General features: G+C 62.1%; 25 protein-coding genes. All 25 read right to left on the bottom strand.

The features are described from left to right. Positions 1-792: proton-conducting transporter transmembrane domain-containing protein (locus A3722_RS04935; RefSeq protein ID WP_269084689.1), on the bottom strand; the 792-nt coding region annotated here is incomplete at its 3' end. 4 nt (positions 793-796) lie between these two features. After that, entirely contained in the window at positions 797-1,102 is a 306-nt protein-coding gene (gene nuoK / locus A3722_RS04930; protein ID WP_007119508.1) for an NADH-quinone oxidoreductase subunit NuoK, read from the bottom strand. 261 nt (positions 1,103-1,363) lie between these two features. Beyond that, entirely contained in the window at positions 1,364-1,966 is a 603-nt protein-coding gene (locus A3722_RS04925) for an NADH-quinone oxidoreductase subunit J (protein ID WP_067630634.1), read from the bottom strand. Further along, positions 1,963-2,379: a carboxymuconolactone decarboxylase family protein gene (locus A3722_RS04920; protein WP_067630637.1), complete on the bottom strand. Its 417-nt coding sequence runs from the start codon at positions 2,377-2,379 to the stop codon at positions 1,963-1,965. The genes A3722_RS04925 and A3722_RS04920 overlap by 4 nt, the downstream gene beginning before the upstream one ends. Continuing rightward, entirely contained in the window at positions 2,376-2,870 is a 495-nt protein-coding gene (gene nuoI, locus A3722_RS04915) for an NADH-quinone oxidoreductase subunit NuoI (protein WP_067630640.1), read from the bottom strand. The genes A3722_RS04920 and nuoI overlap by 4 nt, the downstream gene beginning before the upstream one ends. A 1-nt stretch (position 2,871) precedes the next feature. Further along, on the bottom strand, positions 2,872-3,912 hold the full coding sequence (nuoH, locus tag A3722_RS04910) for an NADH-quinone oxidoreductase subunit NuoH (RefSeq protein ID WP_067630643.1): 1,041 nt from the start codon (positions 3,910-3,912) through the stop codon (positions 2,872-2,874). A 6-nt stretch (positions 3,913-3,918) separates the two neighbouring features. Continuing rightward, on the bottom strand, positions 3,919-4,290 hold the full coding sequence (locus A3722_RS04905) for a hypothetical protein (RefSeq protein ID WP_007119502.1): 372 nt from the start codon (positions 4,288-4,290) through the stop codon (positions 3,919-3,921). 8 nt (positions 4,291-4,298) lie between these two features. After that, positions 4,299-6,314, bottom strand: coding sequence for an NADH-quinone oxidoreductase subunit NuoG (nuoG, locus tag A3722_RS04900; RefSeq protein WP_067630645.1), 2,016 nt, complete (start codon positions 6,312-6,314; stop codon positions 4,299-4,301). 4 nt (positions 6,315-6,318) lie between these two features. Further along, positions 6,319-6,729 carry a DUF5333 domain-containing protein gene (locus tag A3722_RS04895; RefSeq protein ID WP_067630648.1) on the bottom strand — a complete coding sequence of 137 codons (411 nt, stop codon included), beginning with the start codon at positions 6,727-6,729 and terminating at the stop codon, positions 6,319-6,321. A gap of 120 nt (positions 6,730-6,849) precedes the next feature. Further along, positions 6,850-7,176, bottom strand: a complete 327-nt coding sequence (locus tag A3722_RS04890) for a hypothetical protein (RefSeq protein WP_067630650.1) — start codon at positions 7,174-7,176, stop codon at positions 6,850-6,852. A 139-nt stretch (positions 7,177-7,315) separates the two neighbouring features. Continuing rightward, the gene (gene nuoF, locus A3722_RS04885; RefSeq protein WP_067630653.1) at positions 7,316-8,611 is read right to left on the bottom strand and encodes an NADH-quinone oxidoreductase subunit NuoF; all 1,296 of its coding nucleotides are present in this window, start codon (positions 8,609-8,611) and stop codon (positions 7,316-7,318) included. 5 nt (positions 8,612-8,616) lie between these two features. Next, complete coding sequence (locus A3722_RS04880; protein ID WP_067263425.1) at positions 8,617-8,850, bottom strand: DUF5337 domain-containing protein; 234 nt, start codon at positions 8,848-8,850, stop codon at positions 8,617-8,619. An 18-nt stretch (positions 8,851-8,868) separates the two neighbouring features. Next, positions 8,869-9,813: a hypothetical protein gene (locus tag A3722_RS04875; protein WP_067630656.1), complete on the bottom strand. Its 945-nt coding sequence runs from the start codon at positions 9,811-9,813 to the stop codon at positions 8,869-8,871. Positions 9,814-9,907: 94 nt separating this feature from the next. Then, positions 9,908-11,059, bottom strand: a complete 1,152-nt coding sequence (locus A3722_RS04870) for an NADH-quinone oxidoreductase subunit E (protein WP_067625732.1) — start codon at positions 11,057-11,059, stop codon at positions 9,908-9,910. 79 nt (positions 11,060-11,138) lie between these two features. Beyond that, positions 11,139-12,383, bottom strand: a complete 1,245-nt coding sequence (locus A3722_RS04865) for an NADH-quinone oxidoreductase subunit D (RefSeq protein ID WP_067625730.1) — start codon at positions 12,381-12,383, stop codon at positions 11,139-11,141. Further along, complete coding sequence (locus A3722_RS24515; RefSeq protein WP_162931847.1) at positions 12,383-12,556, bottom strand: hypothetical protein; 174 nt, start codon at positions 12,554-12,556, stop codon at positions 12,383-12,385. Before A3722_RS24515 ends, A3722_RS04865 begins: the two co-directional genes overlap by 1 nt. After that, complete coding sequence (locus A3722_RS04860) at positions 12,556-13,185, bottom strand: NADH-quinone oxidoreductase subunit C (protein WP_067625726.1); 630 nt, start codon at positions 13,183-13,185, stop codon at positions 12,556-12,558. The genes A3722_RS24515 and A3722_RS04860 overlap by 1 nt, the downstream gene beginning before the upstream one ends. 100 nt (positions 13,186-13,285) lie before the next feature. Then, entirely contained in the window at positions 13,286-13,900 is a 615-nt protein-coding gene (locus A3722_RS04855; protein ID WP_236627345.1) for a NuoB/complex I 20 kDa subunit family protein, read from the bottom strand. Beyond that, positions 13,891-14,256, bottom strand: a complete 366-nt coding sequence (locus A3722_RS04850) for an NADH-quinone oxidoreductase subunit A (RefSeq protein WP_067263411.1) — start codon at positions 14,254-14,256, stop codon at positions 13,891-13,893. The genes A3722_RS04855 and A3722_RS04850 overlap by 10 nt, the downstream gene beginning before the upstream one ends. A 162-nt stretch (positions 14,257-14,418) precedes the next feature. Beyond that, the gene (locus A3722_RS04845; protein WP_067625724.1) at positions 14,419-15,201 is read right to left on the bottom strand and encodes a crotonase/enoyl-CoA hydratase family protein; all 783 of its coding nucleotides are present in this window, start codon (positions 15,199-15,201) and stop codon (positions 14,419-14,421) included. A gap of 1 nt (position 15,202) precedes the next feature. Beyond that, positions 15,203-16,057, bottom strand: a complete 855-nt coding sequence (locus tag A3722_RS04840) for a hydroxymethylglutaryl-CoA lyase (RefSeq protein ID WP_067625721.1) — start codon at positions 16,055-16,057, stop codon at positions 15,203-15,205. 31 nt (positions 16,058-16,088) lie between these two features. Further along, positions 16,089-16,757, bottom strand: coding sequence for a glutathione S-transferase family protein (locus A3722_RS04835; RefSeq protein WP_067625719.1), 669 nt, complete (start codon positions 16,755-16,757; stop codon positions 16,089-16,091). Next, a complete protein-coding gene (locus tag A3722_RS04830) occupies positions 16,754-18,694 on the bottom strand; it encodes an acetyl/propionyl/methylcrotonyl-CoA carboxylase subunit alpha (RefSeq protein WP_067625715.1) in 1,941 nt (646 codons plus the stop codon). The genes A3722_RS04835 and A3722_RS04830 overlap by 4 nt, the downstream gene beginning before the upstream one ends. 78 nt (positions 18,695-18,772) lie before the next feature. Continuing rightward, entirely contained in the window at positions 18,773-20,377 is a 1,605-nt protein-coding gene (locus A3722_RS04825) for a carboxyl transferase domain-containing protein (RefSeq protein WP_067625712.1), read from the bottom strand. Next, positions 20,374-21,876 carry an AMP-binding protein gene (locus A3722_RS04820; protein ID WP_067625707.1) on the bottom strand — a complete coding sequence of 501 codons (1,503 nt, stop codon included), beginning with the start codon at positions 21,874-21,876 and terminating at the stop codon, positions 20,374-20,376. Before A3722_RS04820 ends, A3722_RS04825 begins: the two co-directional genes overlap by 4 nt.

Here is a 21,876-nt window from a genome sequence, read left to right as displayed (position 1 = left end):
ACGCAATGGAAGGTCCGACACAGGTGTCGGACCTTCCATTGCGTCGGGCAGCCAAGTGTGCAGGAACAATTGCGCCGACTTACCCATCGCGCCGAGGAAGAGCAGGAAGGCGATCAGGTTCGCCGCATTCCAATCGTTCCACAGGAAAGTCACCGTCTGCTCAGCCAAGTCGGGCGCTGCGGCAAAGATATCATCAAAGCGGATCGAGTCCGTCAGCATATAGAGGCCGAAGATGCCCAGCAGGAAAGCAAAGTCCCCCACCCGGTTGACGACAAAGGCTTTCATCGCGGCGGCATTGGCCGACGGCTTGCGGAAGTAGAAACCGATCAGCAGGTAGGAGGCGACGCCGACGCCCTCCCAACCAAAGAACATCTGCACGAGGTTGTCGGCTGTCACCAGCATCAACATCGCGAAGGTAAAGAACGACAGATAGGCGAAGAACCGGGGGCGATAGCTCTCGTTATCGCGGAAGTTCTCATCGTGCGCCATGTAGCCGAAGGAGTAGAGGTGAACGAGGCTCGACACCGTGGTGATGACGATCAGCATGATCGCGGTCAGGCGGTCCATGCGGATCGCCCAATCGGTGCTCAGTGTGCCGCTCTCGATAAAGCGCAGGATCTGGATTTGCTCGGTCGGGCCGTCCAGCGTCAGGAACACCACCCAAGAGAGGAAGGCGGCAAGGAACAGCAGCCCCGTGGCGGTCCACTGGGCGGCCTTCTCACCGATGATCTTCCAGCCGAAACCGCAGAGGATGGCACCCACAAGCGGGGCGAATAGGATCGTGGTTTCCATTGCCTCAGCCCTTCATCACGTTGACATCTTCCACCGCGATCGAGCCACGGTTGCGGAAGAAACAGACCAGAATGGCGAGGCCGATGGCAGCCTCCGCCGCAGCGACGGTGAGCACGAAGAGTGTGAACACCTGCCCCGTCAAATCACCAAGGAAACTGGAGAAGGCAACGAGGTTGATGTTCACCGCGAGCAGCATCAATTCGATGCTCATCAGCAGGATGATCACGTTCTTGCGGTTCAGGAATAGCCCGAAGATGCCGATGACAAACAGCGTCGCCGCCACTGTCAGGTAATGCTCAAGTCCGATCATGTCGTCCCTTACGTTCCCGCCCTTTGATGGGCTTTGGTCGCGCCCCATTTGATGGGGCTTTTAGTATCACTTTGCCCCGGCTGCCACCGGGATTGATCGGGTTTTAGCCGATAAAGCTGTAGCCGCCGAAAAACACGACGATCAACACCACGACCAGTACCACGATTGTTGTTCTCGACATTTCGACGTCCCTTTTCTCTCTTGGTTGAGCCGTTTTCTTTCAAAGAAAACGGCTACGGAATTTTCAAAAAATTCCGGTGTTTACAGGCCCTGCCCAGACTTCACGTCGCGCAGTTCCATCGCCTTGGCCGGGTCACGCATCATCTGGGCAACCACGTCTTGGCGCTTCACATCCTTACGGTGACGCAGTGTCAGCACGATCGCCCCGATCATCGCCACCAGCAGGATCAGACCCGCCAGTTGGAAGAGTAGGAAGTAGCGATCATACAGCAGCAGCCCAAGCGCTTCGGTATTGAACCGCGCCGGATCGATTGCATTGGCCCGCAGGCTCTCGGCCGCCGCACTCTGCTCCCATGCGCCAAAGGCCATGACGAATTGCATCAAGATCACCAGAGCGATCAACAGCGCCAGCGGCATATACCGCGCCATCTCGGCCTTAAGCTCGGCAAAATCTACGTCGAGCATCATGACCACGAAGAGGAAGAGCACCGCCACCGCGCCGACATAGACGATGACCAGCAGCATCGCCACGAACTCCGCGCCGAGCAGCACGAAAAGCCCCGCCGCCGAGAGGAAGGACAGGATCAGCCAAAGCACCGAATGCACCGGGTTGCGGCTGATCACCGTGAACAGCCCGCCGGTAATGACGCTGATCGCGAAGAGGTAAAATGAAAAGACCGTCATGCGCCGTCTTCCTTCTTGGTATCTTTTTCTTCGTCTAAGACCGATTGCGCCAGTTCCAACGCCCGGGTCATCGCCGGCAGCCCGGCAAAGACAGACATCTGGCTGATCGTCTCGACGATATGTTGTTTGGTGGCCCCGGCCTCGCGCGCATGGCGCACGGTTTGGCGGAGGGCCATATCATTCTGCGCGCCCTGCATGGTCAGCCCCGCGAGGGTAAGCAGCAGCCGCGTCCGCGCGTCCAGCCCGCCCTTGTTCACGGTGTCGCCGAACCAGAAGTCCATCATGTCCTTCGGCATCGTGCCCATCATCGCCTCGAACCCTTTGGGCGAAAAAGCATCCATCGCTGGAAAGGCTTTCGCCATTTCCTGCGCCTGCTTCATCATCGCATCAAAAGGGTTCTTGGGATCACTCATCGGTAAGGTGCGTCCATCTCAAGGTTGCGGGCAATCTCGGCTTCCCAGCGTTCGCCGTTGTCCAAAAGCTTGGCCTTGTCGTAATACAGCTCTTCGCGGGTCTCGGTCGAGAATTCGAAGTTCGGGCCTTCGACAATGGCGTCCACTGGGCAGGCTTCTTGGCAGAAACCGCAGTAGATGCATTTGGTCATGTCGATGTCATAGCGCGTGGTGCGGCGGCTGCCGTCCTCGCGTGCTTCGGCGTCGATGGTGATCGCCTGCGCGGGGCAGATCGCCTCGCAGAGTTTGCACGCGATGCAACGCTCTTCGCCATTGGGATAACGGCGCAGCGCGTGTTCGCCGCGGAAACGGGGCGACAGAGGCCCCTTTTCATGCGGGTAGTTCAGCGTCGTTTTCGGCGCAAAGAAATAGCGCATCCCCAGCATGAACGCCTTGGCGTAGTCTGCCAGCAGGAAATACTTCGCGGCGCGGGTGTAGTCAGTCGTCGCCATATCAGCCCCCTACGGTCCAACGGGCATAGATACCCCAGAACCAATCGAATTTTGCAGCGAATGCCACGAAGACCACCCAGAACAGCGAGAACGGCAGGAAGACTTTCCAACCCAGCCGCATCAGCTGGTCATAGCGGTAGCGCGGCGTGATTGCCTTGACCATGGCGAACATGAAGAAGACCATCAGCATCTTGATGAACATCCAGAAGAAGCCATCGGGCAGGAACGGCACCGGAGACAACCAGCCGCCGAAGAACATCAGCGACACCAGCGCGCACATCAGCACCACGGCCACCAATTCGCCGATCATAAAGAGCAGGAAGGGCGTGGAGGAATATTCCACCTGATAGCCCGCCACCAGTTCCGATTCCGCTTCCGGCAGATCGAACGGCGGGCGGTTGGTTTCCGCCAGCGCCGAGATGAAGAACAAGATCAACATCGGGAAGTGCGGCAGGAAGTACCAGTTGAACAGACCCCAGTCGCCATCCTGCGCCGCCACGATGGACGTGAAGTTCATCGAACCGGTCGAGAGGATCACGCCGATGATGATCAGGCCGATCGACACTTCGTAAGAAATCATCTGCGCGGCAGAGCGCAGCGAACCAAGGAAGGGGTATTTCGAGTTCGACGCCCAACCGCCCATGATCACGCCGTAAACCTCAAGCGAGGAGACGGCGAAGACATAGAGGATGGCCACGTTGATGTCCGACAGGATCCAGCCTTCGTTAAAGGGGATCACCGCCCAAGCGATCATCGCCATGACAAAGGAAATCATCGGCGCGAGGAAGAAGACCCCCTTGTCAGCGCCCGCCGGGACCACCACTTCTTTAACGATGTATTTAAGAAAGTCGGCAAAACTCTGCAGCAGGCCGAAGACGCCCACGACGTTGGGGCCGCGGCGCATCATCACGGCGGCCCAGATCTTGCGGTCGGCATACATGAGGAAGGCCAGCGCCAGCAGCAACGGCACCACCAGCAGCAACACCTGCCCAACCGTCAGCAGGGCAATGCCCAGCCCGGTGTTGTAAAAGAAATCAGCCATAAGTCCTCACACCGTCGGAATGCCGCGTTCCGCGCATTGAAACGCGGTCACTTCGGCATCAATTGTCTTCAAGCCTTTCGGCAGGCTCGGCGAGATCGTGTAAACAGCATCTGCCCGCCATATGCCACCCTCTTCGGTGACATTTGTCCGCACATGTCGCGCAAAACCGTAGCCCCGGATCAGCGTATACTGCGCTGCAGCACATTCGGCGTAATCCGATACGTCTTGGTTCGATAACGCCTTGGTCATCGCCACGTTGAACTGCACCAAATCGCCATCCAAAAGCTGGGTCTCCACCCCCTTGTAGTCGGGGATGAAATCCTCGGCCACCGGCACCTGCGGTTCGCAGGCGGCCAGCAGCATCAAGGGGGCCAGCATCATGGCTCTCACTCCGCCGCCATTGGCTCGGCGCGGCGCGCGGCAGCCAGTGCCGAAAGCTCCGCCATCAACTGGCTGGCGCGGGCGATTGGGTTGGACAGATAGAAGTCACGCACGGCAGGCGCAAAGGACGCATCGCCCAGCTTGCCCGCAGGCAGCGCGGTCCATTCATTTTCCGGCACCTCATCGACATTCGCCAGATGCGGCACGGCCTCGGTCAGCTTGCGGCGCAGCTGCGCGATGGAATCATAGCCCAACTGCGCGCCCAACTCAGCCGAGAGCGCCCGGAGAATCGCCCAGTTTTCCTTGGCCTGACCGGGCGCGAACCCGGCGCGCTGTGCCAGTTGCGGACGGCCTTCGGTGTTAACGAACAGACCCGGCTCTTCGGTATAGGCGGCACCCGGCAGGATGATATCGGCACGGTGCGCGCCGCGATCGCCATGGCTGCCTTGATAGATCACGAAAGGACCGGCACCGATTTCGACTTCATCCGCGCCGAGGTTATAGATCATCTCTGCCGCGTTCACGTCGTCCATGCCGTTTTCGGCTGTGGCACCAATATCCAATGCCCCCACACGCGCGGCGGCGGTGTGCAGGATCATCAGCTTGCTCTTGGTCTTTTCGGCCAGTTCCATCGCTTTCGCCAGAACCGCAGCGCCATCCGCTTCGCGCAGGGCACCTTGGCCGACCACAACCACCGAAGGCTGCTCTAGCACTTCGTCGAAGTCGCTGCCCAGTAGTTTGTCGAGGGTCGCGCGGTCGTTGCCCAGATGGTGATGCGGGTAGGTCAGATCAGCGGCTTCGCCGATCAGGCCGATCTCTGCCCCATTGCTCCACGCCTTGCGGACACGCGCGTTCAGCACTGGCGCTTCAACCGCTGGGTTACAGCCGATCAGTTGGATCATCTTGGCGCCGTCCAGATCTTCGATCCGCGCGTTGCCGACATAGCCGAAGCGATTGCCTGCAGGCAGCTTTGCCCCATCGGTGCGGCACTCGACGACTCCGCCCTGCCCTTCGATCAACTGCTTTAGCGCAAACGCCGCTTCGACCGACGCCAGATCACCGACGAGACCGGCAAGCTTCTTGCCCTTCATCGCGGCAGCGGCGGCATTCAGCGCCTCGGGCCAGCTTGCTTTGCGCAGCTTGCCATTCTCGCGGATGTAGGGTGTATCCAGACGCTGACGGCGCAGGCCGTCCCAAACAAAGCGCGTCTTGTCGGAAATCCACTCTTCGTTCACACCGTCATGGTTGCGCGGCAAAAAGCGCATGACTTCGCGGCCCTTGGTATCCACGCGGATGTTGGAGCCAAGCGCATCCATCACATCGATGCTCTCGGTCTTGCTGAGTTCCCACGGGCGGGCAGTAAAGGCGTAGGGCTTGCTGACCAGCGCGCCGACGGGGCAAAGATCAATGATATTGCCAGACAGGTTGCTGTCGATCAACGAGCCGAGATAGGTCGTGATCTCTGCATCCTCGCCCCGGCCCGTCTGGCCCATGACGTGCTGGCCTGCGACTTCGGTGGTGAAGCGCACGCAGCGGGTGCAGGAGATGCAGCGGGTCATATGGGTCTCGACCAGCGGGCCCAGATCAAGGTCTTCGGTCGCCCGCTTCGGCTCGCGGTAGCGCGAGAAATCGACGCCGTAGGCCATCGCCTGATCCTGAAGATCGCATTCGCCGCCCTGATCGCAGATCGGGCAATCCAGCGGGTGGTTGATGAGAAGGAACTCCATCACCCCTTCGCGGGCCTTTTTGACCATGGGCGAGTTGGTTTTCACGACCGGCGGCTGGCCCTCGGGGCCGGGGCGCAGGTCGCGCACCTGCATAGCGCAAGAGGCGGCGGGCTTGGGCGGCCCGCCGACGACTTCAACAAGACACATCCGACAGTTACCGGCGATCGACAGACGCTCGTGGTAACAGAAACGCGGCACCTCGACGCCGACCTGCTCGCAGGCCTGAATGAGCGTCATCGCCCCTTCGACTTCGACTTCTTTACCGTCGATGATGATCTTGCGGATATCGCTCATAAGCTCACTTTGCCTTCAGTAACGAACCGATCCGGCTCGATTTTTGAATCTCTTCGCGTCCAAGCGCACAATAGCTTTGCGGGTCCGAAGTATCGACCCCCTTGGCCTTGAAAAACGCGGCGCCCCGCGCTCTCATGCGCGCTTTTTCAGCGTCACTATCAATATAGGCGTCGATCTCGGCGTCGGAGTAGCCCAGATCGCCCGCCTTGCCCTTCAAGTCCCATGCCATCTTGACCGCGCGCAGCATCCGCGCGCTGATGTCGGGGCAGTTTTTCCGGATGATGTCGGCAACGCCCATATCCAAGAGCGCGTCGTCGATGGCAGCCACTTCGCGCAGCGGCGGTTTGGCGGCTGCCGGTGTCACGGTGGCAGCGGTCAGGCTCAGGCCCATCACGGCGATCATCAGGGTGCGCATATCAATTCTCCTTCATGCAGCGGGCCGGAACGGGCCGTCTGACAGATGGAGATTGGGGGTTATGATATTCAATATCACCGCCCCTTTGGGCCGGAGCCCCGCGATATGTCGCCGATGCGATCACTGGGGGCAGCGCCCCTGAAAGGTCAGCGCCCCGCCATCGAACCGCAGCGTGCCCGTCGGCGCATCGGGGCCTATGGTCCAGTCTATCTTAGAGTTGCCGTAGTTGCCGACGCAGTATTTCACCGCCTCATAACGCGCCGCTGCGCGTGCACCGTCGATGGATTTGCCAGCATCCTTGACCGTCACCTGAAATACGTCGCGCTGGCCATCCACCTTGCGCAGCTTGGTGCTGAAATACTGCCCGTCAAAGGCAACACGCTCACCATCATTGGCACAGCCTGCCAGCAGAGCGCTGACCGTCAAAACCGTCAAAGCATATTTCATAGACCTACTCCGCTGCGCCATGGGCCCGGCTTTGCCGACCGCCCCCGCGCCTATTGTGGACGGACGCGCCTGACACGCGCCCGCTATCGCCGCTCCTGCGCCAAGCGTCAAGCCATCGGGCCTGCCGCCGCGCAGGGTTTCACTCTGCCGCGACCGCGCTGACACGGCCCGTGCGCTTGTGTTTGATCCGGTCTTCGATCTCATCCCGGAAGTGGCGGATCAGACCCTGGATCGGCCAAGCCGCCGCATCGCCAAGCGCGCAGATCGTGTGGCCTTCGACCTGTTTGGTCACGTCGAGCAGCATGTCGATCTCTTCGGGTTCTGCATCGCCGGAAACCAGACGGTCCATCACGCGCATCATCCAGCCTGTGCCTTCGCGGCAGGGCGTGCACTGGCCGCAGCTTTCGTGTTTGTAGAACTTCGACAAACGCCAGATCGCTTTGATCACGTCGGTCGAGTTGTCCATCACGATCACCGCCGCCGTGCCGAGGCCGGAGCGCTGTTCGCGCAGATAATCAAAATCCATGATCGCGTCGCGCATGTCTTTGCCGGGGATCAGCGGCACCGAAGAGCCGCCGGGGATAACGGCCTTTAGGTTGTCCCAACCGCCGCGAATGCCGCCGCAATGTTTTTCGATCAACTCTTCAAACCCAATGCTCATCGCCTCTTCGACAACGCAGGGGTTGTTGACGTGGCCCGAGATCGCAAACAGCTTGGTGCCCGCGTTGTTGGCGCGGCCAAAGCCTGCGAACCACTCCGGCCCACGGCGCAGGATGGTCGGCACCACAGCGATGGATTCGACGTTGTTCACGGTCGTCGGGCAGCCATAAAGACCCGCGCCCGCCGGGAACGGCGGCTTCATCCGGGGCATGCCCTTCTTGCCTTCGAGGCTTTCCAGAAGAGCTGTTTCTTCGCCGCAGATATAGGCACCCGCACCGTGGTGCAGATAGATATCGAAGTCCCAGCCGGATTTGGAGGCGTTCTTGCCCACCAGACCAGCCTCATAGGCTTCATCAATCGCAGTCTGCAACGCTTCGCGTTCGCGGATATATTCGCCGCGCAGGTAGATATAGCAGGCGTGGGCATTCATCGCGAAAGAGGCGATCAGGCAGCCTTCGATCAGCGTATGCGGGTCGTGCCGCATGATCTCGCGGTCTTTGCAGGTGCCCGGCTCGGATTCGTCGGCATTGACCACCAGATAGGACGGGCGGCCATCGCTTTCCTTGGGCATGAAGGACCATTTCAGCCCGGTGGGGAAGCCCGCCCCGCCCCGGCCCCGCAGGCCAGAGGCTTTCATCTGGTCCACGATCCAATCGCGGCCTTTCTGGATGATTCCGGCAGTGCCATCCCAATGGCCGCGCGACTGCGCGCCTTTTAGGGTGCGGTCATGCATGCCGTAGATATTGGTAAAAATGCGGTCTTTGTCCTGAAGCATGATGCCTACCTTTGGTTCTCACGGCTGGCCCGGCGGGCCTGCCACATTTGATATATCACGACCATCGCCCAGAAAAGCGCGGCCAGTGCAGCAAAATCGAAGAGCAGCGCATAGCGCCCCGGCAGGCCAAGCGCCGGGCCAGCCCATTGCATGGCCAGCCACAAACACATGGTCACGGCAATGACCAGCCCTGCGGTGCGGCCCTTACGGGCAAGCGCTCTGTCTTCGGCTTCGCTCATGTCTCTCTCTTACCCCGATCAGCCCTCGGCCTTGCCGTCACTGGCAAAAGCTTTGGCTTGACCGATCCAATCGTCGCGCCGGATACGGCCCTTGAAACGCAGGCGGGAATCGACCCAGTCGATCTCATCCCCCTGAAGGGCTGCGATCTGATCGAAATGGAAGATGCCCAGTTCATTCAGGGTCTGTTCCAACTTCGGCCCGATGCCGCCAATCCGCTTAAGGTCATCTGCCCCGCCCGCACGCGGCGCGTCGAGCAGCGCGGGTTTGCCATCGGTAGAATGGCTATCGGTCGCAGGCACTGGTGCAGGCTCGGCCTTCGCAGGTTCGGCGGGCGCTTCGACGACCTTTTGCGGGGTCTTCACAACAGCGGGCGCTTCTTCGGCCTCGATGACCTGTTCTGGTGCGGCTTCAACGGCAGCGGTATCGGCCACGGGCGCTGTCGGCTCCTGAAGCGGCGTTTCCTTAGAAGGCGCGGAAGGGGTTTCGACGGCCTCCTTCGGGGGCGTCACTACAGCAACTGCTTCTTCCGCCTTGGCGACCTGTTCCGGTGCCGCCTCAACGGCAGCAGTATCGGCCACGGGCGCTGTCGGCTCCTGTGGCGGTGTTTCTTCAGCGGGTTCAACCGGCGCGCTTGCCTTGCGCGCCGCCCCGATCCCGGCGTCCCCCGCGGGGACTGAACCCACAGCAGAAGAAACGCTTCCCGATGCCGTTGAAGCCCCTGCGACCGATGCAGCCGCCGCGCTGCGCGTGCTGTCTTGGGGGGCAGCGGCGGGCACGTCTTTGCACAGCAGGGTCAGCGCCAGATAGCCCACGATCACCGCCACCAGCACACCGGCCACGATCGACATCAACAGCCCCCAGATGCCGAAGGCCAGCAATAGGAATGCCACCAGCAAACCGGCACCGGCACCCAGCCACCAACAGCGCTTGGTGCAGGCCTCTCGTTCCGAAATATCCGTCATGACTGTCCTTCTCTCCCTTAATGCGGGCGATGCGGCTTATGGCTTTGCGGGGTGGTAATGGTGCCGTCCTTGGCCCGTTGTGAAATCTCCGTCTTTAGTCTTTGGCGAGGCGCGCGGCCTGCTCTGCCCAATTGTCGCGGCTGACGCGACCTTTGAACCCTTCGAGGTTCTGATCAACCCAAGCGACCTCTTCTGGGCCCCACTGGGCGATCTGGTCAAAGTGGTAAAAGCCCATGCCGTTCAGCATCTGCTCCAGCTTCGGGCCGACGCCTTTGATCTTTTTCAGGTCGTCCGCACCGCCCTCGCGGGGGGCGTCCAACTGGGCGGGCTTTTGGCCAGGCGTCGCGGGGGCGCTGGTCTCGGCCTTTACCGCATCGGGACTCTCGCCCTTGGGGTCGCGTTTGGAGCGTGGTTTGCTCTTTGACGTGGCTTCGGCTTCTTGTTCGGTGACGCCGGTTTTGTCGGTGGCCTCGCCCTCGGCGGGACGCGGCTCTTCGGCTTCGACCTCTTCCACCGTTTCAGGCTGCGGCGCCTCGGGCTGGTTTTGCCACGGGGTCAGCAGCGGCACTTCGGTGCCGTCGATGCGTTTGACGGTATCGCCGATGTCCACCGCAGCCTGCACGCTGGCATTGTATTGCGTGCGCCCGCTTTCGTGGTCCGTGAGGCTGGTCAACCCGCCCAAAGGCTCTGACGCATAGCGCCCGTTCTGCGGGCCGGGCACCGGCACGCGCCCATCGCTCAACTCATCAAGGATTTCATTGAGCCGCGCGGTGGTCAGGTCTTCGTAATAGTCTTTGCCAATCTGGGCCATCGGCGCGTTGGAGCACGCGCCAAGGCATTCGACTTCTTCCCACGAAAAACGCCCATCCGCCGACAACTCATGCGGTTTGGCGGCAATGCGTTCTTTGCAGACGGCGACCAAATCCTCGGCCCCGCAGATCATGCAGGATGTGGTGCCGCAAACTTGGATATGTGCCACGGAACCAACAGGTTGCAGCTGAAACATGAAGTAGAATGTCGCCACTTCCAGCCCGCGGATATAGGCCATGCCCAGCATTTCCGAGACATGTTCAATCGCCGCACGGGTCAGCCAACCCTCTTGCTCCTGCGCGCGCCACAGCAGTGGAATGATCGCGCTGGCCTGACGGCCTTCGGGGTATTTGGTGATCTGCGCTTCGGCCCATTCTTGGTTGGCGGGCGTGAAGGCAAAACTGTCGGGCTGGTCAGGGTGTAGACGGCGGAGCATTAGTTCGAACCTATGGTCAGGCGGAGGCCAAAAGCGCCTCCGGCGTAAATTTCTTCAAAATGGAGCGATGCGGCCTGCATCACCGGTCGATCTCTCCAAAGACGACGTCCATGGTGCCGATGATCGCGGCCACATCGGCAAGCTGGTGGCCGCTGGCCACATGGTCCATCGCCTGCAAGTGCAAGAAGCCCGGCGCGCGGATCTTAGAGCGGTAGGGCTTGTTGGAGCCATCGGCCACGAGGTAGACGCCGAACTCGCCCTTCGGCGCCTCGACCGCACAATACACTTCGCCCTCGGGCACGTGGAAACCTTCGGTGTAAAGCTTGAAGTGGTGGATCAGGCTTTCCATGTCGGTCTTCATTGCGGTGCGCGATGGCGGGGTGATCTTGCCGCGGGCGAGGATATCGCCCTGCCCTTCGGGGGCGCGCAGTTTTTCGATCGCCTGCTGGATGATGTGGGTCGACTGGCGCATCTCTTCCATGCGGCAGAGGTAACGGTCAAAGCAGTCGCCGTTCTTGCCCACGGGGATTTGAAAGTCGAATTCGTCATAGCATTCATAGGGTTGCGAACGCCGCAGATCCCACGCCAGCCCCGAGCCGCGCACCATGACGCCGCTGAATCCGTAATCGAGAATTTCCTGCTCGGAGACGATGCCGATGTCGACGTTCCGCTGTTTAAAGATCCGGTTCTCGGTCAGCAGCTCGTCGATATCGACCATGAATTTTGTCAGGAATTGCGCGCACCATGTTTCGATATCGTCCAGCAGCGCTGGCGGCAGGTCTTGGTGGACACCACCGGGACGGAAGTAGGCCGCGTGCAAACGCGCGCCACAGGCCCGCTCGTAAAAGATCATCAGGCTTTCGCGCTCTTCAAAACCCCAGAGCGGCGGCGTCAGCGCGCCCACGTCAAGCGCCTGCGTGGTGATGTTGAGAAGGTGGTTCAGGATGCGGCCAATCTCGCAGAACAGCACCCGGATCAGCGAGGCACGGCGCGGCACCACGGTGCCGGTCAGCTTTTCGATGGCCAGACACCAAGCGTGCTCTTGGTTCATCGGGGCCACGTAATCCAACCGGTCGAAATACGGCAGGTTTTGCAGATAGGTGCGGCTCTCCATCAGCTTTTCGGTGCCACGGTGCAGCAGACCGATATGCGGATCGCACCGCTCTACAACCTCGCCGTCAAGCTCAAGCACCAGACGCAGAACACCGTGTGCGGCAGGGTGTTGCGGGCCGAAGTTGATGTTGAAGTTACGGATCTTCTGTTCGCCGGACTCAAAGTCGGTCGACCCGTCGTCAAAGGCTTTTGTGCGAATGTCGCCGTCCATTACCGTTTCTCCAGTTCTTGCAGCTTCATGCCCATCCACCACAGCAAGGCGATCGTGCCCAGCGGGATCAGACAGGCCGCCGCCCAGTATTTATTAATGCCAAAGAACGGCAGCAGCTTGACCATTGGAATGGCCGTCAGCGCCGAGAGGATCAGCCAGCCCAGCCCGCCCATTACTTCGCGTCCTTGCTCACATTGCCATCGGGCGCGGACCTGTCATCGCCGGGCAGAATGTAATCGGCCCCTTCCCAAGGCGACATGAAATCGAACTGGCGGTATTCCTGCACAAGGCTCACCGGTTCATAGACCACGCGCTTGGCGGCTTCGTCATAGCGCACTTCGGTATAGCCCGTCGTCGGGAAGTCCTTGCGCAGCGGGTGGCCGCGAAAGCCATAGTCGGTCAGGATGCGGCGCAGGTCCGGGTGACCGGAAAACAGGATGCCGAACATGTCGAAGACTTCACGCTCGAACCAATCGGCACTGGGGTGAACGCCGGTGATCGAGGGCACCATATCCTTTTCACGCGCGGTGGCACGCAGGCGGATGCGGTGGTTTTGGTACATCGACAGGAAGTGATACACCACGTCGAACCGTTTCGCACGGCCCGGATAATCCACCGCCGTGATATCGACCAAAGTCGAGAAACGGCAGGTCGGGTCGCCTTTGAGGAACTCAACAAGGCCCGCGATATTTGCCAGTGCCACGGACATGTTCAACTCACCCTTGGTGACATCCCATCCCAGCACACAATCGGGCCGCTTGGCTTCGATATAGGCCCCAAGTTCCTGCAGTTGTTCGCTCATCGCAAATCTTCCTTCCACGCGCCGATCAACGCCATCTCACTGTCCCGCGCCTTTGGCGCATCGTCCTTTTGCCTGCCCCGATCCGGCGCAGGCCCTTGTCTTAGCGCACAATTGTCCCGGTGCGGCGGATTTTACGCTGCAACTGGAGGATACCATAGAGCAGCGCCTCTGCCGTGGGCGGGCAACCAGGCACATAGACATCAACCGGCACGATCCGGTCACAGCCGCGCACGACCGAGTAGCTGTAGTGGTAGTAGCCGCCACCATTGGCACAGGAGCCCATCGAGATCACATAGCGCGGCTCTGGCATCTGGTCGTAGACCTTGCGCAGCGCCGGGGCCATCTTGTTGGTCAGCGTCCCCGCGACGATCATCAGGTCCGACTGGCGCGGAGAGGCGCGCGGTGCGGTGCCGAAACGCTCAAGGTCATAGCGCGGCATGGAGCTGTGCATCATCTCAACCGCGCAGCAGGCCAGACCAAAGGTCATCCAGTGCAAGCTGCCGGTACGCGCCCAGTTGATGATGTCTTCGGTAGAGGTCAGCAGGAAACCCTTGTCCTGCAACTCGGCATTCAGGCTCTGGGTCGCGAATTCAGGATCAGGCCCCGCACCGTATTGACCGTAGGCTGCTGGCGCAGAAGCACCGGATTTCACCCGCGGGCTTTGGTGGCCATCGCCCATCACCGGGGTGACCAGCGCGTCATCATTTACTGCCATTCCAGCGCTCCCTTCTTCCATTCATAGGCGAAGCCAGCCGTCAGCACGCCCAAGAACACCATCATCGACCAAAAGCCCACCATGCTCACCTCTTTGAAGGCCACGGCCCATGGGAAGAGGAAGGCGATTTCGAGATCGAAGATGATGAAGAGGATCGACACCAGATAGAAACGCACGTCAAACTTCATCCGCGCGTCGTCAAAAGCGTTGAACCCGCACTCATAGGCCGAGACCTTTTCCGGGTCAGGATTGCGCACGGCCACGACCACGGCGGCGAGGATCAGCACGAGGCCAAGGCCAATCGCCACGGCCAGAAAAACGAGGATGGGCAGGTATTCCCGCAGCATGTCGTCCAAGGGGATGCTCCTTTCGCGGTGCGCGGCATGAGGCAAAGGCCAAAAGCCCGCGCAGACAAACTTGGAACGGGTTTAACTCTGCCCGTGGGTAGGGTCAACGGGCCAAGCCCGGTTAATGCCGCCCACGGGCCCGCAATAGAGCCATTTCGCCAAAGCCTTGAGCTAGACCACCCATGCGGCTTTGCGCTTGTCGAAGAAGGCACCGATTCCTTCAGCGGCCTCATCGGTTTCCCAGCGTGCCGCGAGCGCGTCGATCGACATTTTCACCGCCTCTGGTGTGGCGATTCCACCCAAGTCCTGCGCCAGCTTCTTGGCCGCCGCAACGGCACCCGGCGCGCAGGAGAGATAGGGCACGACTTCGGCCTCAATCGCCGCGTCGAGCTCGTCGGCCGGAACGGCGCGGGCGAGCAGCCCCAGATCGACCGCCTCCGCCGCGCCAAAAAGCCGCGCCGACATGAAGACGCGGCGCGCGCGCCCCTCGCCCATCCGCGCCAAAACGTATGGCCCGATCGTCGCCGGGATGATGCCCAGCCGGGCTTCGGTGAACCCCATCTTGAGCGTATCGACCCCCACGGCCACGTCACAAACCGAAGCCATGCCGACCCCGCCGCCAAAGGCATTGCCCTGCAACTTCCCGATCACCGGCTTCGGCAGCGCATTGAGCGCGCCCAGCATCGTCGCCAGCTTGCCCGCCTCGGCTGAGCGTGTCACGCCATCCATATCCGCCTGATCGCGCATCCAGCCCAGATCGCCGCCCGCGCAAAAGGATTTGCCCGCCCCGGTCAGCACCACCACACGCACCGCATCGTCGGCGGCCAGTTTACCCGCCGCATCCGTCAGGTCCGCCAGCATCTGCGCGGACATCGCATTGTGCTTTTCAGGACGGTTCAGGGTGAGCGTCGTCACCCCGCGCGCGTCGGTTTCGATCGTCAAAGTCTCGTACATGTCAGCCTCGCATTGCCCGCGCCATTTCAGCGGCTTCCAGCACCACCGCCTGATCGAGGCCGGTGTCATAGCCAAGCGCCGTCAGATGTTCGTTCACCGCCTCGGTGGCGACATTGCCCGCCGCGCCGGGCGCATAGGGGCAACCGCCCAAGCCGCCCACCGCCGCGTCAAAGACCCGCAGCCCCATCGACAGCGAGGCGTCGATATTGGCCATCGCCCGCCCGTGCGTGTCATGGTAGTGCCCCGCCAGCCGCCCTGCCGGCACCACGTCGCGCACCGAAAGCAGCATCCGCGCGATGCTGTCGGGCGTGCCCGCGCCGATGGTGTCGCCCAAGGAAATCTCGTAACAGCCCATCGCAAAGAGCCTGTCGGCCACCCGCGCCACCGCGCCGGGGTCGACCTTACCGTCATAGGGGCATTCCACCACGCAAGAGACATAGCCCCGCACCGGCATGTCCACATGCCGCGCCTCTTCAAGGATCGGGGCAAACCGCTCAAACGCCTCTTCGATGCTGGCGTTGATGTTCTTCTGGCTAAAGCCTTCCGAGGCCGAGGCGAAGATGGCGATCTCATCCGCCTTTGCGGCCAGCGCATCCTCATAGCCGCGCATGTTCGGCGTCAGCGCGGCATAGCGCACGCCCTCGGCCCGTGTGATCCCCGCCAGTACCTCGCCTGACCCGGCCATCTGCGGCACCCATTTCGGGCTGACGAAACTGGCGCATTCGATGCGGGCAAAGCCTGCGGCGCTCAGCTTGTCCACCAGCGCGACCTTTTCGGCCACGGGAATCTCGCGTTTTTCGTTCTGCAGACCGTCCCGCGGGCCGACCTCGAAAATCTCACATGGTCCAAGGCTCATTGGCCGCTCTCCTTCCCTGAATGGGCCACGGTCACTCAACCGGCCATGGCGCGTAGAAATCCTCCTCGTAAAGCTTTGCCCCATCGGGCAAGGCCTGTGCGAAGCTGTCACGTTCCGTGATCCGTTCATACCACGCCGCGACCGAGGGGTGGTCATCCAATTTCACGAAATGCCGCGCCATATAGACCGCTTGGCCCACCGAGATATCGGCGGCCGAAAAGCCAGAGGTCAACAAGTAGTCGCGGTTCTCCAGCGGTGTCGAGAGCCGCGCCTCCAGCGCATCATAGCATTTCCCGATCCGCGCGGCTTCGAGCTTCATCACGATGGGGCTGCGCATGGAATCGTCGCGCAGGGCGATGTGCTGCTGGGTTAGCGCCGCGGTGTGCTGGCTGACGGTTTCCGCAAAATGCACCCAGACCAGCCAAGCCATCCTATCAGGGCTGCCGACAGAACGGCCCATGCGGTCGGGGCTGTAGCGTTCGCAGAGGTACTGCGTGATCGCGCCAGTCTCAAACATACGCTCGCCGTCGATTTCCAGCGCCGGAACCCGCCCCGCGGGCGAGAGGATCAGATATTCCGGGTCGCGCAAACTGCGGTCGAAGGCATGAACCTTGACCTGAAACTCCACATCGTCGAGTTCGTGCAGCAGCCAGAGTGTGCGCATCGAGCGGGTCTGGGGGCAGTGGTGCAGCGTAATCATGCGTCTTCCTCGGCTTCCAGCCGTACCAGCGCGGCACCGGCTTCGACCTGATCACCGGGCTGTGCCAGCACCTCGGCCACCACGCCATCGCGCGCGGCGAGCAACGAATGCTCCATCTTCATCGCCTCCAGCACCGCCAGACGGTCGCCTTTGGCAACGCTTTGGCCAACCTCGGCGTCGATGGCACGGACCAGACCGGGCATCGGGGCCTCAACGATGTTGCCATCGCCATGGGCTGCGGCGGCCCGCGCCAGCGGATCGATCACACCAAAAGCGATACCATAGGCGTCAAAGACCGTGACCATGTCGCCAGCAACTGAGACCGGCGGCGCGACATGGCCGTCGATCTTCCAGCGTCCGCCAATCCGCTCAGCGCGCAACTCGTGATCGGCCACGGTCCAAAGCTGCATGTCCTCGGACAGCACCCGCACCTTCAGCAAATGCTCTTCGCCATCATGGCCCAGCATCACCTGCCGTCGCAAGGGCCGCCAGAGGTTGAACCCGGCCTCTGCCTGCGGCTGATCCAACCCAAGCGCCGCCATCCCCGCCAGCGCGAAATGCCGCCCCGGCACCTCTGGCTGCGCGGTCAGCGCGTCGATATCCCGCGCGATCAGCCCGGTGTCGACATCGCCCTTGGCAAAGCCTTCATGCCCCGCCAGTGCGCCGAGGAAGGCGAGGTTGGTGACCGTGCCGCCCACCTCGCAGCCCTTGAGCGCCGCGCGCAGGCGCGACAGTGCCACGTCGCGCGTGGCCCCGTGCACGATGACCTTAGCGATCATCGGGTCATAAAAGGGGCTGATCGTGTCGCCCGCCCGCACACCGCTGTCCGCGCGGGTCTGGGGCGTGAAGGACAGATGCGTCAGCGTGCCGGTGGCGGGCAGAAACCCCTTCGGCACATCCTCGGCATAGAGCCGCGCCTCGAAGGCATGGCCGTTGATCGTGAGTTCATCTTGAGCCTTTGGCAGGGCCTCGCCCGCTGCCACGCGCAGCTGCCATTCCACCAGATCGATCCCGGTCACCAGTTCGGTCACCGGATGCTCCACCTGCAGGCGCGTGTTCATCTCCATGAAGAAGAACCCGTCGGTCGAGAGCCCACCGGAGCCGTCGACGATGAATTCCACCGTCCCTGCCCCGGCATAGCCGATCGCTTCGGCGGCGCGCACCGCCGCTTGGCCCATGGCCGCGCGCATATCTTCTGTCATGCCCGGCGCGGGCGCCTCCTCGATCACCTTTTGGTGGCGGCGCTGCAGCGAACAGTCCCGTTCGAACAGATGCACCGCATGGGTGCCGTCGCCAAAGACCTGCACCTCGATATGGCGCGGCTTAGTCACGAACTTCTCGACCAATACATCCGGGTTGCCAAAGGCGGTCTTGGCCTCCGAGCGTGCCGAGTCGAGCGCCGCCTGAAAGCCCTTGGGCTCCTCGACCAGTCGCATGCCTTTGCCACCGCCGCCCGCGACGGCCTTGATCAACACCGGATAGCCGATCTTCTCGGCTTCCTCAGCCAAAAGCGCATCGTCCTGATCCGCCCCGTGGTAGCCCGGCACGACGGGCACGCCCGCCTCGACCATCAGTGCCTTGGCGGCGTCCTTGAGGCCCATGGCCCGGATCGCCTTGGCCGAGGGGCCGATGAAGGTGAGCCCCGCGGCCGCGACCGCCTCCACGAAATCGGGGTTCTCGCTCAGAAACCCGTAGCCCGGATGGATCGCCTGCGCGCCGGTATCCAGCGCGGCTTGAATGATCACATCGCCCTTCAGATAACTCTCAGCCGGGGCCGAGCCGCCAATATGCACGGCGGCATCCGCCATCGCCACGTGTTTCGCGCCCGCATCGGCGTCCGAGTACACCGCCACGCAGCGCACCCCCATGGCTTGTGCGGTTTCCATCACCCGGCAAGCAATCTCACCCCGGTTCGCAATCAGGATCGTGTCAAACATGCCCTACCCTTTTCATCTCTTTCTGGCTCCGAATATGTTGTGGGATCGCGGAGGGGTGCCCCCCGCTTCGCGCCACAATCACATCCGGAACAAACCAAATTTCGTCGGCTCAATCGGCGCGTTTAGGCTGGCCGAAAGGCTCAGGTAAAGCACATCGCGGCTCTTGCGCGGATCGATGATCCCGTCGTCCCACAGCCTTGCAGAGGCATAGAGCGGATGGCTCTGTTTCTCGAACATATCGATCGTCGGCTGTTTGAAGGCGGTCTCTTCCTCCTCGGTCCAGGTGTCGCCCGCCCGCTCAATCGCGTCGCGTTTGACGGTGGCCAACACCCCCGCCGCCTGAGCGCCCCCCATGACCGAGATCCGGCTGTTGGGCCAAGACCACAGGAACCGCGGACGGTATGCCCGGCCCGACATGCCGTAGTTGCCCGCCCCGAAGGAGCCGCCGACCAGCATGGTGATCTTGGGCACATTGGTGGTGGCCACCGCCGTCACCATCTTAGCGCCGTGGCGGGCGATGCCCTCGTTCTCGTATTTGCGGCCGACCATGAAGCCGGTGATGTTCTGCAGGAACACCAGCGGGATGTTACGCTGGCTGCAAAGCTCCACGAAATGCGCGCCCTTCTGGGCGGCTTCGGAAAACAGCACGCCGTTGTTGGCAATGATGCCGATGGGGCAGCCTTTGACATGGGCAAAGCCGCAGACCAGCGTCTCGCCAAAGCGGGACTTGAACTCGTCAAAGCGGCTGCCGTCGACCAGCCGCATGATCACCTCGCGGATGTCATAGGGCGTGCGCAGATCGGCTGGCACGACGCCCAACATCTCGGCGGGGTCATAAGCGGGCTCTTCGGGGCTGGCCCAATCGACGGTTGTCGGTTTGGTCTTGTTCAGCTGCCCCACCGCGCGGCGCGCTAGTGCCAGCGCATGGGCATCGTCTTCGGCGAGGTAATCGGCCACGCCTGACAGACGGGTGTGCACGTCGCCACCGCCGAGGTCTTCGGCGCTCACCACTTCCCCCGTCGCGGCCTTCACCAGCGGCGGTCCGGCGAGGAAGATGGTGCCCTGTTCCTTCACGATGATCGTCACATCCGACATCGCAGGCACGTAAGCGCCGCCGGCGGTGCAAGAGCCCATCACCACGGCGATCTGGGCGATGCCCTTGGCGCTCATCCGCGCCTGATTGTAGAAAATCGCGCCAAAATGGTCGCGGTCGGGAAAGACTTCATCTTGGTTCGGCAGGTTGGCACCGCCCGAGTCCACCAGATAGATGCAAGGCAGATGGTTCGCCTCGGCAATCTCCTGCGCGCGGAGGTGTTTTTTCACCGTCATCGGGTAATAGGTGCCGCCCTTCACGGTGGCGTCGTTGCAGACCACCATGACCTCATGGCCCTGCACCCGACCGATGCCCGCGATCACACCGGCGGCAGGGGCCGCGCCATCGTAAAGCCCATGCGCTGCCGTGGCGCCGATTTCCAGAAACGGGCTGCCGGGATCGAGCAGGTTCGCCACCCGCTCTCTGGGGAGCATCTTGCCCCGGCTCTCGTGCCGTGCACGGGATTTCTCGCCACCGCCGAGGGCTGCAGCCTCCGCCGCGTCGCGCACTTCGCTCAGTGCCTTGAGATGGGCCATCTCATTGGCCTTATAGGCATCCGAGGATGGCAGGGCTTGGGATGTCAGTTTCATGTTACGTCCTCATTCTCTCGCGCCGCCAGACGCTTTAGTTCCTTGCGGATTACCTTGCCGGTCACGGTCATCGGCAGGTCCTCCACGAATGCAATCTCGCGCGGGTAGGAATAGCTTGCGAGCCGGTTTTTGACCCAGTCTTGCAACTCTTTCGCCTCGACCTCGGCACCGGGTTTCAGCACCACGTAGGCCTTGACGATCTCGGTCCTAAGCGCATCGGGTTTGCCGACCACCCCGCAGGTCGCAACCGCGCTATGGGTGAGCAGGCAATCCTCGATCTCCGCCGGGCCGATGCGGTAGCCAGCGGAGGTAATCACATCATCCTCGCGACCCACAAAACGCAGGTAGTCGCCCTCCCAGATGCCCCGGTCGCCGGTCAGCAGCCAGTCGCCGTGGAATTTGGCCGCCGTCTCCTCGGGCCGGTTCCAGTAGTGCAGCATCATCGAGGGCGCGCCTTTGCGCACCGCCACATCGCCTTCGGCATCGGTGGGGTGGCCGCCCTCATCCAGCACGGCGATCTCGAACCCCGGCACCGGCTTGCCGATGCAACCGGGCTGCGCCGGGAAGTCACCCCCGCAGCTTGAGGCCACCATGTTGCATTCGGTCTGCCCGTAAAACTCGTTGATCTCCAGCCCGAAGGCTTTGCGACCCCATGCCAGCATCTCGGCGCCCAGAGGCTCGCCGCCACTGGCGACCGAACGCAGGCCGGGCAAGGATACATCCGCGGCTTTCAGCATGCGAAGCGCCGTGGGCGGGAAGAAGACGTTGCGCACCTCACCGCGCGAAATCACATCGGCGCAGCCTTCGACGGTGAACTTGGGCATCCGTGCGGCCACTACCGGCACGCCAAGTGCCAGCGCAGGCATCGCTACGTCGAACAGCCCACCGATCCATGCCCAATCCGCGGGCGTCCAAAGGCAATCGCCCGCCTGCCCCAGATGGTCATGGCTGACCGAGACCCCGGGCAGATGGCCCGAGAGCACCCGGTGGCCATGCAGCGCGCCTTTCGGCGTGCCGGTGGTGCCGGAGGTGTAGATCAGCACGGCGGGGTCTTCGGGGCCGACATCGGCAAAGTCGACCGGGCCGCCTGCCGTGCCCACATCAGCCGCCATCCACGGGGTGGCCAGATCGCCCAGCAGGTCCGCGCCTTCGGCATCGGTCAGCACAATCGCACAGCCTGCATCGCCAATCCGGCTGGCCAGCGCGTCACGTTTGAAAAGCTTGAACAGCGGCACAGAGATCGCGCCGATCTTCCAGATCGCCAGATGCGCCGCCGCGCACCACGGCGATTGGCTGAGCAAGACACCCACGCGCTCCCCGGGGGCTACTTCGGCCTTCAGCGCGCGGGCCAGCCCATCGACCATCTCATGCAGCGCGCCGTAGCTCACGTCGCGGCGGACCGCGTCGGTCAGATCAATGATCGCTGTGGCGTCATCGGGCTGCGCCGAACACTGCGCGGCCATGTTGCCCTGCCAGATCGGCCAATCGTCCTGTGTCAT

Source organism: Sulfitobacter sp. HI0027 (genome assembly GCF_001634775.1).
Classification (GTDB): Bacteria; Pseudomonadota; Alphaproteobacteria; order Rhodobacterales; family Rhodobacteraceae; genus Sulfitobacter.
The sequence above is the reverse complement of the archived record's forward strand: the minus strand, read 5'-3'. Positions and strand labels throughout refer to the sequence as shown.